General features: G+C 64.9%; 13 protein-coding genes. 8 read left to right on the forward strand and 5 right to left on the reverse strand.

Features of this window, described 5'->3' with window-relative positions:
- Nucleotides 1-114 precede the first annotated feature (114 nt).
- The 5 genes from ACIP9X_RS08255 (at nucleotide 115) to ACIP9X_RS08275 (ending at nucleotide 5,748) form a co-directional block, all read left to right on the forward strand.
- A complete protein-coding gene (locus tag ACIP9X_RS08255; RefSeq protein ID WP_400479235.1) occupies nucleotides 115-1,128 on the forward strand; it encodes a 2-keto-3-deoxygluconate permease in 1,014 nt (337 codons plus the stop codon).
- 36 nt (nucleotides 1,129-1,164) lie between these two features.
- Entirely contained in the window at nucleotides 1,165-2,430 is a 1,266-nt protein-coding gene (locus tag ACIP9X_RS08260; protein WP_400479496.1) for a RuBisCO large subunit C-terminal-like domain-containing protein, read from the forward strand.
- Between the two features lies 1 nt (nucleotide 2,431).
- Nucleotides 2,432-3,730, forward strand: coding sequence for a four-carbon acid sugar kinase family protein (locus ACIP9X_RS08265; protein ID WP_400479236.1), 1,299 nt, complete (start codon nucleotides 2,432-2,434; stop codon nucleotides 3,728-3,730).
- 52 nt (nucleotides 3,731-3,782) lie between these two features.
- Nucleotides 3,783-4,826 (forward strand): alcohol dehydrogenase catalytic domain-containing protein, encoded by a 1,044-nt coding sequence (locus ACIP9X_RS08270; RefSeq protein WP_400479237.1) that lies wholly within the window; start codon nucleotides 3,783-3,785, stop codon nucleotides 4,824-4,826.
- A gap of 271 nt (nucleotides 4,827-5,097) precedes the next feature.
- Nucleotides 5,098-5,748: a hypothetical protein gene (locus tag ACIP9X_RS08275; protein ID WP_400479238.1), complete on the forward strand. Its 651-nt coding sequence runs from the start codon at nucleotides 5,098-5,100 to the stop codon at nucleotides 5,746-5,748.
- Nucleotides 5,749-5,847: 99 nt separating this feature from the next.
- Here ACIP9X_RS08275 and ACIP9X_RS08280 read toward each other — a convergent pair whose 3' ends face one another.
- The 5 genes from ACIP9X_RS08280 to ACIP9X_RS08300 all read right to left on the reverse strand — a co-directional run bounded on the left by ACIP9X_RS08280 (nucleotide 5,848) and on the right by ACIP9X_RS08300 (nucleotide 8,722).
- A complete protein-coding gene (locus ACIP9X_RS08280) occupies nucleotides 5,848-6,021 on the reverse strand; it encodes a hypothetical protein (protein ID WP_400479239.1) in 174 nt (57 codons plus the stop codon).
- A 41-nt stretch (nucleotides 6,022-6,062) separates the two neighbouring features.
- The gene (locus ACIP9X_RS08285) at nucleotides 6,063-6,452 is read right to left on the reverse strand and encodes a CBS domain-containing protein (protein ID WP_400479240.1); all 390 of its coding nucleotides are present in this window, start codon (nucleotides 6,450-6,452) and stop codon (nucleotides 6,063-6,065) included.
- Nucleotides 6,453-6,485: 33 nt separating this feature from the next.
- Nucleotides 6,486-6,836, reverse strand: a complete 351-nt coding sequence (locus ACIP9X_RS08290) for a P-II family nitrogen regulator (protein WP_400479241.1) — start codon at nucleotides 6,834-6,836, stop codon at nucleotides 6,486-6,488.
- Entirely contained in the window at nucleotides 6,833-8,317 is a 1,485-nt protein-coding gene (locus tag ACIP9X_RS08295; protein WP_400479242.1) for a DUF1538 domain-containing protein, read from the reverse strand. Before ACIP9X_RS08295 ends, ACIP9X_RS08290 begins: the two co-directional genes overlap by 4 nt.
- A gap of 132 nt (nucleotides 8,318-8,449) precedes the next feature.
- On the reverse strand, nucleotides 8,450-8,722 hold the full coding sequence (locus ACIP9X_RS08300) for a hypothetical protein (RefSeq protein ID WP_400479243.1): 273 nt from the start codon (nucleotides 8,720-8,722) through the stop codon (nucleotides 8,450-8,452).
- A 170-nt stretch (nucleotides 8,723-8,892) separates the two neighbouring features.
- Between ACIP9X_RS08300 and ACIP9X_RS08305 the strand changes: the two genes are divergently transcribed.
- From ACIP9X_RS08305 to ACIP9X_RS08315, 3 genes are all read left to right on the forward strand, one after another.
- Entirely contained in the window at nucleotides 8,893-9,912 is a 1,020-nt protein-coding gene (locus ACIP9X_RS08305) for a histidine kinase (protein WP_400479244.1), read from the forward strand.
- A 4-nt stretch (nucleotides 9,913-9,916) separates the two neighbouring features.
- Nucleotides 9,917-10,570 (forward strand): response regulator, encoded by a 654-nt coding sequence (locus ACIP9X_RS08310; protein ID WP_400479245.1) that lies wholly within the window; start codon nucleotides 9,917-9,919, stop codon nucleotides 10,568-10,570.
- A gap of 216 nt (nucleotides 10,571-10,786) precedes the next feature.
- Complete coding sequence (locus ACIP9X_RS08315; protein ID WP_400479246.1) at nucleotides 10,787-13,240, forward strand: Ig-like domain-containing protein; 2,454 nt, start codon at nucleotides 10,787-10,789, stop codon at nucleotides 13,238-13,240.
- The last annotated feature ends 80 nt before the right edge of the window (nucleotides 13,241-13,320 follow it).

Raw genomic sequence — 13,320 nt, forward strand, 5'->3', positions numbered from 1 at the left:
TGCTGCTGCAACTCATGCTTGACGGGTGACGGGCAACACAAGTAATGTACGTACTAATTGTACGGACTAAGTCCGGCGACTGAAAGATACAAAGGCGTATGAAAGGTCAGGTTGATGACACAGATGCAGTTGAGGACTAGCCCGTCCCGTATCCCGGCGTTTGCCTTCCTCCAGAAGGTTCCCGCAGGCATGATGCTGATCCCGCTGATGCTGGGGGTGCTCATGAACACCTTCGCCCCCGAAGCCTTGAAGATCGGCGGCTTCACCACCGCGTTGTTCAAGGAGGGCGCTCTGACGCTGATCGCCGTGCTGATCCTGGCCACCGGCGCCCAGATCACCGGCAGCCACAGCGGCAAGGCGGCAGCCTCGACGACGACGGTGGTGCTGGTGTGCAAGACCCTGATCCCCGCTTCGGTCGCGGTGGTCCTTGGGCTGGTGGTGGGCATCGAAGGCATCGCAGGGGTATCCATCCTCGCGCTGCTGGCCATTTTCGGGAACAGCAACGGCGCCCTGTGGCTCGCGTTCGCCGGCCAGTACGGTGACGAGCGGGATACAGGCGCCTATGTCGCCAGCGCATTCGACGATGGGCCGTTCCTTGCCCTCATCTTCCTCGGCGCATCAGGCTTGGGAAGCATTCCGGTGCTTGCCTTCGCCGCGGCACTGATCCCGTTCATCCTCGGCCTCATCATCGGCGCGGTCGACCGCGAGTGGACCAAAGCCCTGGACCACGTGCCGAACATCGTTATCCCCTTCATGTCCTTCGCCGTCGGAACCGGAATCAATCTGAACACGGTGCTCACCGGCGGATTCGCCGGCATCTTCCTTGGCCTGGGCGTGGTCTGCTTCACCGGCGGCCTGACCTACCTGGGATACCGGTACGTCCTGAAACGCGGATCCAAGAGCGGCATCGGGTTCGCAGCGGGCACCACGGCCGGCAACGCCGTAGCCGTACCCGCGGTCGTGGCGGTGGCCGATCCGAGATTTGAGCCGTTCGTCGCATCCGCCTCGGCGCAGGCCGCAACAGCCGTCCTGGTAACAGCAATACTCGCCCCAATCGTCGCCTCCTGGGCACTGAAGCGGGCCGGAGGCCTCCAGCCGGCCGATCCGGTCGTTCCCAGCACAATCTGAACCAGCCCTTACATCCCCTTCATGGACGGAGAAACCATGCGCGACCCGCGCTCGGTGCGTTGCACCTACTACCTAGAGTCCGAGATTGACCCTGAAAAGGCCGCAGCCATCATGGCGGGCGAGCAGTCCAGCGGCACCTTCCTGCCGGTGCCTGGCGAATCCGCCCGGATCCGGGAGCGGCACGCAGCCCACGTTGTGGACGTCCAGGAACTGGGCGCCTGCAGGCCCTCCCTTCCCTCCCGCGCAAACCCGGAAAAGGTCCGCGCGGCTCTGGTCACCGTTGATTTCCCGATGGAGAACATCGGCACGGACCTGGCCACCCTGCAGACCGCCATCGCAGGAAACCTGTTCGAGCTGGGCGAACTCTATGCCTGCCGGTTGCAGGATCTGGTCTTGCCGGAGGAGTTCCTCGCCGCCCACCCCGGGCCGGCCTTCGGAATCGAGGGAACCCGCAAACTCATCGGGGACGTCCAAGGCGTGATGGTCGGCACCATCGTAAAGCCCAATGTCGGACTCTCGGAAGAGGAATTCCGGCTGGTGGTCCGTGACCTGGCGATGGCCTCCATCGACCTCATCAAAGACGACGAACTGATGACCGACCCCGAGTACCTGCCCCTCGAACGCCGGGTCGCCGTCGCCTCCGAGGAAATCCGGGCCGCCGAGCAAATCACGGGCCACCCCACCATGTACGCCTTCAACATCACCGGCGACCTGGCGGGCCTGCAGAAGCGCCACGACCTGGTCGTTGAAGCCGGGGGACGATGCGTCATGCTCAATATTCCCGTCATGGGACTGCCCGCCCTCGCTTGGCTGCGCAGCTTCGCCGAGGTACCAATCCACGGCCACCGCGCCGGCCTGGCAGCGTCCATGCGCTCCAAGGCGCTGGGCATGGACTACCGGGTCTGGCAGCAGCTGGCCCGTCTGGCCGGTGCCGACCAGCTGCACGCGAGCGGACTGGGCAGCAAGTTCTACGAACTGGATGGTGAGGTCGCCGCCAACATCCGCAGCCTGCTCGAACCGCTCGGGCAGACGGCCACACCGCTTCCGGTCCTCTCCTCGGGACAGAACGTCACCACGCCCGGCCCCACCTTCGAGGCTGTGGGCTCAACCGATCTGATGATGCTCGCCGGCGGGGGAGTGGCGGCACACCCCGACGGGCCTGGCGCCGGAGTGCGCAGCCTGCGCCAGGCCTGGGAAGCCGCGGTGGCTGGCGTGCCGCTGAACGCGGCTGCACAGCAAAAGGCACAAGCCGGCGACGCGTCACTGCTGCACGCTGTCCAGACCTTCGGGAAGGGTGCCTAGCATGCCAGCTTTCGGTTTCGTCGCCGACGACCTCACCGGAGCCGCCGATGTCCTCGCCCAATCCCACCGCTACGGCCTGGAAGCAGCCCTGGTCATCGGGGACGCGCCGCTGCCCACCGATACCGACGTCGTCGGATTTGCCGGACCGGCCCGCTCGCTGGAGGGGAAAGCGTTCGACGACCTGGTCCGCAGGGATCTGGCCGGCATCGCCGCACTCAACCCCGAGGTATTGCTCTACAAGGTCTGCTCAACGTTCGACAGCTCCGTCACGGTTGGCAGCATCGGCCGCGGAATCCAGCTGCTGCATGAACGCTTCGGTCTCCACGGGTCGATCCCCGTAGTTCCCGCCCAGCCCGGTTTCGGCCGGTACACAGCCTTCAGCAACCACTACGCTGCCCACGCGGGCAAGATCCACCGGCTGGACCGCCATCCGATCATGTCGCGGCACCCCTCCACCCCCATGTCCGAGGCCGACCTCCGCCAGGTCCTGGCTGAGCAACTCGGCACTGGACAGGTACCCGGGGCCATCCACCTGCCCGCCTACGACGACGGCACGTTCAAGGACGTCTGGGCTGACCGGCGTCGCGAACCAGGAGCGCTGGCCTATGTCGTCGACGCCGTTGACGAACGTCACCTGGATGCCGTAGCCGAGGCGCTGACCCGCGAGGAACACGTCCACGGCCCCTCCATCGTCATCGGATCCGGCGGCATCATGGCAGCGCTGGCCCGGTCCATTTCGGACCAGACTCCGCGCGCACCCGGACCCCAACAGCCAACCGGACCCGTGCTGGCCGTGAGTGCCTCGGCCTCCAGCACCACCGCGGAACAGATCAACGATGCCGTGGGCCACGGCTGGGAAGAGGTGCCCGTACCCGCGGAGCTGCTCCAGCGTCATGACGTCACGGCCGTGGCCGCCCTCGACCGGCGTGTTTCAGCGGCGCTGCGCCTGGGCCGCAACGTCGTCGTCCACACCACCCGGGGCGCCGACGACCCGCGTTACGGAGCCTCGAAACCGGCAGACGCCGGTTACGTCGGTGCACTGATCGGCGGCATCGCCGCCCGGATGGCCGGGGCCGGAACCACCCGTGACATCGCCGTTTGCGGCGGGGACACCTCCAGCCACGCACTCATCGCCATGGGCGTGCGCCAGCTGCGCGTCTCTGACCAGTTCGTCACCGCAGGTCCGATCCTGCGGGCGGACGGCGGCTCCGCCGTCGCCGGTTGCCGACTGCTGCTCAAGGGCGGACAGGTCGGTCCTCCGGACATCCTGCGCCGCTTCGCCGGCCAACTCCCCGGCTGACACCCAACATCCATCCACCAAGCATCACCAGAACCAACGAAAGGCGGCCCCCATGCGGGCAGTAGTGAAAACAGCGGCCGAACGAGGCGTTGAATACGTCACCGACGCCGGGGACCCTAAAGCAACAGAAGGCGCAGTTGTCATCGAGGTCGGCGCCGCATCCCTCTGCGGTACAGACCGTGAACTCTATGAGTGGACCCCCTCCGCCCAGGCCTTCAACCTCAACCTCCCCGTCATCCTCGGCCACGAAGGCGCAGGCACGGTCGTCGAGGTCGGTGCAGGCGTCACCGGACTGCATGTCGGCGACCAGGTCGCCCTTGAAAGCCATCTGACCTGCGGGCAATGCTTCCCCTGCCGCACCGGAGACGCCCACACCTGCGAACGCACGGGGATCCTGGGCATGCACATCGACGGACTCTTCGCCCAGTACGCGGCGGTTCCGCAGGACATTTGCGTGAAGCTCCCCACTGGCCTGTCGCTCGAATCAGGGGCCCTGCTCGAAGCGGCCGGCGTTGCCGTTCACGCCATCCAGCGCGCCGATTACTCCGTCGCAGGACGGGCCGTGCTGGTCAGCGGCGCCGGGCCGGTGGGCTTGGTGGTCGTGAACCTGGCTCTGCTCATGGGCGCCAGCCATGTCATCGCCGTCGACCCCAACCCCTACCGGCGCGCGCAAGCCGAAAAGCTCGGCGCAATCGCCCTGCACCCGGACGACGGCGTCATCGAGCGCTGCCGCGAGCTGACGGGCCGCCGCGGCGGCTTCGACGTCGCCTTCGAATGCTCCGGCGCCCCCGGCACCCTTACAACACTTTTCGAAGCCGTCCGCCGTGAAGCCACCGTCATCACCGTCGGCCACCCCGGCCGTCCGGCCGAAGTCGACATCGCCGCGCACATCAACAAAAAGGGCATCACCCTGCGGGGAATCTTCGGCCGCCGGCTCTGGGAAACCTGGGAGCAGAGTCTGCTGCTGCTGGACTCGGGCCGGCTGGACCTCGACTGGCTCATCACCCACCGCATGAAACTGAGCCAGATCGACGAAGCCATCGAACTGCTGACAGGGGACGCCTGCAAGGTACTGCTGATACCGGACCTCGGCTAGTTTCATCCCGTCCGGCCCGCATCGGGCCGGTTGTCCAGAACCGCCGGCCGGCTGCTCTTCAGAAGCAGCCGGCCGGCGCTGTTTAGGGCCCTGTGAACTGTCGATCAGCGGGTGGTGAAAGCTCGTCCGGCTCCCACCTGCCGCATCAGCGGACACGTCGACGGCGGAGGGCTGCTGCGCCCAAGGCGGCCGTTCCACCGTTTTCCCAACTTCGCCCGCTTACGATCCGATGACCTTGAGGACTCGCGGCCCTACGAAGGAGAGAAGTGCCATGAAAAAGACAGCACTCGGAGGACTGGCACTAGCCGGAACACTTTTCTTTCAACTCGCTGGCGCTGGACCGAGCACCGCGGCGGAGCGGCCCGTCGTAACGAAAACCGTAACGAGGGGCGAGGGGTTGACCGCCGAATTCGACCGTACGGATGGGTGCATCCAGACCACGGTCAGCGTGTTCGGCAGCGTCTTCACCAGCCGCGGATCGACTGCGCGCGACAAGCTGGGCTTTGTATCTGTCACACAGGTTGACATATGCACCGGCACAACACTGATCAACGGGTTTGGGGAGACTACGAGCACCCTGAACTTGGCCGTTCCGGACGAGTTGGCTAGAGGGCATCTAAGGATGTCCATGGAATTTACGAACTTTGCCGACCCCGACAACCCAGTAGTTTCGCCGATGACGGCAGACGTGTCTTTCCGGGCTACGGCTAAAGCGACCACGACTTTTGCAATGTCCAGATTCCCTTCCGAGGGCATCCGCCTTGTATCGTCGCAAGGTACCAAGAGCCGGCCTGTCTCTGCCACCGGCACTGTGACCCTTGGCGCCCAGAAAGTAGTTTCGCGGGGCATGTCGTCGTTCTCCGCGACGATCGGCTCGGTGGTAACCAAAGAGAAGACGACGACATTCCGCGCCATGAAGTAGCGCCGAGAAGATCACCGCTATCGGGGGCGCTACGGTTTCGGCGAAGGACCCGAGCTGCTTGGCAGTGATTGCCCGACATCCATCTGTAACTTTGCCGTCTTAACGAGCTCGCTTCCTAGTGGCCGCTGAGTTTACCGGCGAGGCGTTCGCGCATCTGGGTATGTAGAGGTCGTTGGACGAGGCGAAGAAGAGCTCGCCGTCCACCACGTAGGTGGCCGTTTCCTGCCCGTTGAGCACCTTGACGGCGCGCTTGACGGTGACGAAGTGTGCCACGCGCCGGGCGAAGAGTTCTGGTCAGCGCTGCCGGGTGAATGTCACGTGAGTTCCTCCATGAGCCGGGCGAGGATGTCGTTCATGGCGAGCAGCCCGACGAGCTGATTGCCTTCCACCACGACGAGCCGGCTGAGGTGATAGCGACTCATCAGGGCCGCGGCCTGCCGGACCGACAGGTCCTGGTTCACGGTGATTGCGGGAATGGTGGCGGCGTCATAGACGTTCAGCAGGTCCACGTCGCCGTCCTGCGCAACGACGGTGTCCAGGAGTTCTCTGTAGCTCAGCATGCCGTAGGCGTCGTGGGCGTGCTGCCGCTCCACCACCAGGCTCTTCACCTGGCGCTCCTTCATCATGGACAGCGCCTCACGCAGCGTGCTGTAGGGGGATATCGTGACGACCTGGGGGACCATGACATCTTTGACGGTGAGCATCTCTTTCCTCCTTCTAACGTTTCCGGGCCTGCTTCAGGAGCCCTCACGGCGCAGATGCTCCTCGAACCTGACGACCTGCCGCATGTCGATCCCGGTCAGGTGCTCGATCGGGATCGCAAAGGCCAAGCCGCGGGATTCGGTCCCCCTGACCAGGACTTGGTGCAGTTCCTTCAGGATCGGCGCGGTCAGGTGAGCCCCCACGACCATCAGCAGCACCGACTGCGTCCCTTCGAACGTGAGGCCGAAAAACGTCTTCCTGGCCTCACCCCCGATGCCCTTGCCCGGCAGGATGGTCACACCCGTGGCCCCTGCCCGCTGCGCATGGTCGATCACCTTGTCTTCAAGCTCGTCCGGGGCGATCACTATAACCGCTGTGAATTTCATGCCGGTTCCCTCCTCAGAAGGGGAAATCTCTCCATCACCATGGCATACACGATGACGGAGATGACAGGGAAGATGGAGGCATACGCGATCAGGCCAAACCCGTCGATCAGCACGTCCCTGCCCTCCACGGCGGCCGCAAGGCCGATCCCCAGGGCGGTCACCAGCGGCACGGTGACCTCCGACGTCGTCACCCCGCCCAGGTCGAAGGCCAGCGCGATGATGTACTTCGGGGCGAAGAACACCAGCACGATAGCGACGGCGTAGGCGACCATGATGAAGTAGTGGAACGGCCCTCCCACCAGAATGCGGTAGACACCGAAACCGATCCCGAGGGCGACACCAACGGCGACAATGACGCGGACGGCGAATGCGCTGATCTTGCCCGGAGATGCGTCCTGCGCCTGTTCTCCGATGGCCACCAAGGCAGGTTCGGCCATGGTGACTGCGAAGCCGATGAGCAGCGCGAAGAGCAGGATCAGGGCCGGGACTCCCTGCTCGATTAGCTGCTCCGCCATCAGGGTCCCGAGTGGGAACAGCCCGAGCTTGAGCCCTACGACGAAGGCATACAGCCCCACCAGGACCATGATGAAGCCGATGATGACCCGCAGGGGGTGGGGCAGCCTGCGCCGCAGAGCGACCCATTGAAAGAAAAGGACGACGACCACAATAGGCAGGACCTCCCGGACCATTGAGGCGAGGCCAAGGATCATGCCGACCACCCAATCCGTCGGGTCCTCCCCTGCGTCGGTGACCGGCGGCGCCGGCCAGGCGTCGCCGAAGGTGTAGACCCAGATGCCGTAGAGCTGGACCCCGATCATGGGCACCATCACGCACAGGGCCACCAGCCCAAAACCGTCCGTCAGCAGGCTGCGTCCCCGGATCGAATTGGCCAGGCCGAGACCGATCGCCGCGATCAGCGGGACACTGACAATGTTGGTGGTGACCCCGCCCGAATCGTAGGCAAGACCAATGATCTCCGGCGGGGCGATATACGTGAGTCCCAGCGCCACCGCGTAGCCCGCGATCAGCAGTTTGTACACCGCCCAGCCCCGCAGGACACGCAGGATGCCCAGGATCAAGACCAGCCCCACCGACACAGCGATGACGAAGCGCAGCACCAGCGCATTGATCCGACCATCGCTGACTAATTGGGCCTGCTCCGCGACAGCGATCACCGCCGGCTCCGCGACGGAGGCAGCGAAGCCGATGGCAAACCCAAAGGGCAGCAACAACCCCAGGGCCCCGCTCCGGACAAACTGGTTCGCCAGGTTCTTGCCGACCGGGAAGATACTCAGATCCAGGCCATACAGGAACAGGGCAATGCCCACAGCCACGATCAGGAGCCCCGCCACCAGCTCCAATGGGTCATCGGGCATGGAGCGGAACACAAGCAGCTGGAACACCACGACGACGAAAACGATGGGCAGAAGGTTCCTGAGCGCCTTAAGGAATTCGCTGGCGAATCGGTGGAGGTGCTCCATCGGGTCCTCTCCCGGAATGATCCTGCGAGTACCTGGCCTTTCAGTTTGCCGGTCCAGCCCAGTCGCATCTACCAACCGAGGCTCCGGTGTGAATCGACGACACGCGAATGAGTGGAGGGACGTACCCGATCGTCATCGCCCGCTCCCCGCGAGCTGCGCGACCCGGCGTTCAAGTTCGGCGATCCGATCGGTGATCGGCCGGCTGTGCAGGAGCTCGGCGATCTGATCGGCCTCGTCCTCCTCGAGCACGATCGTCGCCACAGCCCGATCGGGTTCCGCGGAGCCGTAAACGAAGATTTCGCGTCCGCAGGGACGCGCGACGAAGATCCGGAATTGCTGACCGTCGCGGGTCAGGCAATCGTGCAGCACCCCGGCACCGACAACGGTGGACTGGGTAATCTCCATCGGGCCCTCCGTTCCGTAGATTCTCGGGTGTACATTCAGTCTCCGTCCGCGGTTAAAGAGGTGCCATCGGGGATGGCACCCATTTCCGGAGCGCCGTGCCCCGGGGCCGGTGCCGCCCATGGGGGCCAGCCCTCATGGACAAAGGACGCGGGGCGCGTAAGGCTAGTCGGATGCGGACCCCGCCCGAAACCAGGGCCGCCGGAACCACACCCGGCCTGCCTCCGAAAGGACCGGCGCAGTTGCTGTTCTGGCGACTGTTCATCATCAACGGATTGCTCTTCGCGATCGGCACGCTCGTGCTGGCGCTCTCACCGGCGACCGTGTCGTCGCCCGTCCTGCTCACCGAGGTGCCGGTCCTGCTCATCGGACTGACCCTCATCCTCGCCGCGAACGCCGCCCTGGTGCGGGCCAGTTTGGCGCCGCTCGACGCGATGACGACCGTGATGCGCCGGGTGGGCCTGCTGCGACGCGGTGGTGATCGGGCCACCGAGGCCGGCAACGGCGACCTCAAGCACCTCATCCGCACGTTCAATGAGATGCTCGACCGGCTGGAGGCAGAGAACAGCGCGAGCAGCGCTCTAGCGCTGGCCGCTCAGGAGGGGGAACGCCAACGGATCTCGCGGGAACTCCACGACCAAATAGGCCAGAGCCTGACCGTCGCTCTCCTCAGTCTCAAGCGAGTCGTCGACCGATCTCCCGACGATCTCCGCGAGGAGAGCCTCCTCGCCCAGGAGGCTGTCCGCGCGAGCTTGGAGGAGGTCCGCCAGGTGGCGCAGCGCCTGCGCCCGGGTGTGCTCGCCGACCTCGGCCTGCTGAGCGCACTGAGTTCACTGGGTTTGGAGTTCTCCCGCTCCAGCGGGGTCCCGGTGATTTGGGAGCTCGATGACGAACTCCCCGAGCTCCGCGGGGAGGTCGAGCTGGTGCTTTACCGCATCGCGCAGGAGGCGCTCACCAATGTCGCCCGCCATGCGCATGCGACACGAGTCGATTTCGCGCTCACCTCGTCAACGACTGGGCTGACTCTGCGGATTCTCGACGACGGCCGGGGCGGTGACCTCCGTGAGGGCGCGGGCATCCGCGGGATGCGCGAACGCGCCCTGCTCATCGATGCCAACCTGACGGTCGCAGCCCGGCCGAGCGGTGGGACCGACGTTTGCCTCGTCGTTCCCGGCACCGCGGCAGAGAGCTGAGCCCGTGGCCGAACCCACGCGCATCCTGCTCGCCGACGATCACGCCCTGGTCCGCCGAGGCCTTCGCCTGATTCTCGATGCGGAACCCGACCTCACCGTCGTGGCCGAGGCCGCTAACGGCACAGAGGCCGTCGCCGCCGCGACCGCGGGCGGGGTGGACCTCGCTGTCCTCGACATCGCAATGCCCCAGATGACCGGTATCCAGGCGGCGTGGCAGATATCGCGAAGCGCACCCGCCGTGCGGATCCTCATCCTGTCGATGTACGACAACGAGCAGTACTTCTTCGAGTCGCTGCGCGCAGGAGCTTCCGGGTATGTGCTCAAGTCGGTCGCCGACCGCGACCTCATCGAGGCGTGCCGCGCAGCGATGCGAGGGGAGTCGTTCCTCTACCCCGGCGCCGTCACCGCGCTCATCCGCGACTATCTGGAGCGCGACCGCCGAGGCGACCGGATGCCGGACAGCATCCTCACACCCCGCGAGGAGCAGATTACGAAGCTAATCGCAGAGGGGAACTCCGCCAAGGAGATCGCCGAGATCCTCAGGATCAGCGTGAAGACCGTCGATCGCCACCGGGCCAATGTCCTGCAGAAGCTCGGGCTGCGAGACCGGCTGGACCTCACAAGGTTTGCCATCCGCACCGGGCTCACCGAACCGTAAGCGGTCTCAAGGATCACAGTCCTAAACCCCTAAAACTGGGGCCAGCTCAAAAAATCCCAGCAACCTTTTTGCAAGTTGTTCAGCCGAACATGTTCCGGTGGGGGAGTGTACGCAGGTTGTCAGGACTGCAGCAGCATGCGCTTTGGTTTCTCGTATTCAGCCGGAAGGTTGCTCGGGACTGGCATAGGCAAACAACTTCAAAGAGTGGTGAGGCTAGTGACCAACCCTATACAGACGCACGTTCAACTCCGGGGGTCGCGGAATCTGCGGCTCCCTGCACTGCTGACAGCGTTGCTGCTGGCGCTGAGTGGTGTTCTGGTGGTGCCGGTTACGGCTTCGGCTGCTGAGGGCGATGTTGGGGTTGAGGGCCCGTCGCATGAGGGGACGGGGACGCCGACGGGTTCGAAGCGCGCGACAAGTGCGTTGTGGTTCAACGACGGTGTCTGGTGGGGGAACCTGTGGGACACTGCCAGCTCGGAATTTCATATCTTCCGGTTCGATGCCGCCACGAGCTCGTGGGCCGATACCGGTGTGGCGACGGACACGCGGGCGAACACCCATCATGACGTGCTGTGGGACGGGACCACGCTGCATGTGGCGAGCTACCGGTTCGTCAACGACGGCCTGCCGGCTGAGCCGAACTTCCCGACGACGATGCGGCGTTACAGCTACGACTCGGATCAGGAGACCTACTCGCTGCTGGATTCTGAAACCATCAACAACCAACGCGTTGAGGCCCTGTCCATCGACAAGGACTCGACTGGCCGGGTATGGGCCACGTGGCAGCAGGATAACCAGATCTATCTGAACGCCACTGAGGAGGATGGCGAGACGTGGGGGACGCCGTTCCCGCATCCTGCGTCGTTGAGCAACGTGTCTGTGGACGACAATTCGGCTGTGCTCGCGTTCGGACCAGGCAAGATCGGTGTGATGTGGAGCCGGCAGGTTGGTGACGCCACCGACGGCATGTACTGGAGCTACCACGTTGATGGAGCGTCGGACACCGAGTGGACTGCTCCAGTGGCCGCGGTGGACGGGCAGCGCAGCGGTGATGACCATATGAACCTGAAGTGGCTGGACTCCTCGGGTGGCCGGGTTTTCGCCGCTATTAAGACGTCGTTCACGTCGGCGTCCCAGCCGCTGATCCAGCTGTTGGCATTGGATGGTGCGACGTCGAACTGGTCGACGCACACGATCGCGACCGTGGCGGAGTGCCCGAACCGGGTGATCGTCATGATTGACGAGAGCACGCAGAGGCTGCGTACCTTCGCGACCTATCCGAAGCCCAGCGGCACGACGGACGCGGATGTCTGCAGTAACTCGGGGGGTGCGATCTACGAGAAGTCCACGCCGTTGGATGACATCAGCTTCACCACCACGAAGACGGCGCAAATCGTGGACGCCGACCAATATGTCCACAACGTGACGTCGACAAAGCAGAACCTCAACAGTGCGGCGCGGGGCACGGCCAACAGCGGATTACTGGTGCTCGCCGATGTGAACGCCACAAGCCGGTACTGGCACTTTCACGACCCCAGCGGCGGCGGCGGCGATGATGACGACGATGCTGATACGACGGCTCCGGAGGTGACCGATACGTCTCCGGCTGCTGATGCGACTGATGTGGCGGTGACGGCGAATGTGACGGGGTCGTTCTCGGAGGCAATGGATGCCTCGACGCTCACGCCGGGCACGTTCACGCTGACGGAGGGGACAACGGCGGGGACGACGACGGTGCCGGCATCTGTGGCGTACAACAGCTCTGACAGGGTCGCGACGTTGAACCCCGATGCGGACCTGGCGGCGGATACGACGTACACGGCGACGATCAAGGGCGGCTCCGACGGGGTGAAGGATGTTGCCGGGAACGCCTTGGCGTCGGACGAGACATGGACCTTCACCACTACCACTCCACCCATCTCCACTCCGCCCGTCTCCAGGCCGTCCATCCACAGTGGGGCCGATGTGGTCGCTGCCGCATCCGACGGCGTGCTGTGGAACTACCCGGCAAACGGCAGGGGCGGGTTCCAGCCCCGGGAGAAGATCGGCTCCGGCTGGTCCGCCCTGGCTCGGGGGTTTGTAACGGACTGGAACAGCGACGGTGTCTTCGACCTCATCGCCCAGTGGCGGGACGGCCGCCTGAGCTACTACGCCGGAAGCTCTGGAGGCGGCTTCGCCGCCGCCCGGGCCATCGGCATCGGCTGGGGCAGCTACCACGTGACGGTGGGCCGTTGGCGCAAGACGGACAGGTACCCGGGCATTCTGGCCTACGACGGCGCCGGGACGCTCTGGTACTACGGCAACGGCAGCGGATCATCGCTTTCGCCCCGCATCAAGACCGGTGTCGGCTGGGGAGGCTTGTACAACACCATGGTCGATTTCGACCAGGACGGGGCACAGGACATCCTGGCCAAGCGCACCGACGGCAGCATGGTGCTGTACCGCTCCACGGGGGCCGGCGGCTTCGTCCCCGAATCCAGGCGCAGGGTGGGCAACGGCTGGAACATCGTCACCAGCATCACCAGCATGGCGGGATTCACGGCGGGAAGCTCCGGGCTCATGAGCCGGCTCAGCGACGGCCGGCTGGCCCACTACCCCTTCAGCCGGGGCATCTGGGGTCCCCGGGCCATCGTCGGCTCAGGCTGGAGTCCCTACAACATCTTCCGCTAGTACCGGCCAGGGCCGGGGACACAATCTGAACTGGGCGCCAACCGTCCAGTTCGGTTTGTGGTGGGCATTGGAGCAGTCCA

This window comes from Arthrobacter sp. NPDC093125 (genome assembly GCF_044754225.1).
GTDB lineage: Bacteria > Actinomycetota > Actinomycetes > Actinomycetales > Micrococcaceae > Arthrobacter.

Excerpts from the sequence above, each read along its gene's own strand:
- ACIP9X_RS08255 (WP_400479235.1), top strand. The coding sequence starts at position 115 with ATGACACAGATGCAGTTGAGGACTAGCCCGTCCCGTATCCCGGCGTTT.
- ACIP9X_RS08260 (WP_400479496.1), top strand. The coding sequence starts at position 1,165 with ATGCGCGACCCGCGCTCGGTGCGTTGCACCTACTACCTAGAGTCCGAG.
- ACIP9X_RS08265 (WP_400479236.1), top strand. The coding sequence starts at position 2,432 with ATGCCAGCTTTCGGTTTCGTCGCCGACGACCTCACCGGAGCCGCCGAT.
- ACIP9X_RS08270 (WP_400479237.1), top strand. The coding sequence starts at position 3,783 with ATGCGGGCAGTAGTGAAAACAGCGGCCGAACGAGGCGTTGAATACGTC.
- ACIP9X_RS08275 (WP_400479238.1), top strand. The coding sequence starts at position 5,098 with ATGAAAAAGACAGCACTCGGAGGACTGGCACTAGCCGGAACACTTTTC.
- ACIP9X_RS08285 (WP_400479240.1), bottom strand. The coding sequence starts at position 6,452 with ATGCTCACCGTCAAAGATGTCATGGTCCCCCAGGTCGTCACGATATCC.
- ACIP9X_RS08290 (WP_400479241.1), bottom strand. The coding sequence starts at position 6,836 with ATGAAATTCACAGCGGTTATAGTGATCGCCCCGGACGAGCTTGAAGAC.
- ACIP9X_RS08295 (WP_400479242.1), bottom strand. The coding sequence starts at position 8,317 with ATGGAGCACCTCCACCGATTCGCCAGCGAATTCCTTAAGGCGCTCAGG.
- ACIP9X_RS08300 (WP_400479243.1), bottom strand. The coding sequence starts at position 8,722 with ATGGAGATTACCCAGTCCACCGTTGTCGGTGCCGGGGTGCTGCACGAT.
- ACIP9X_RS08305 (WP_400479244.1), top strand. The coding sequence starts at position 8,893 with ATGCGGACCCCGCCCGAAACCAGGGCCGCCGGAACCACACCCGGCCTG.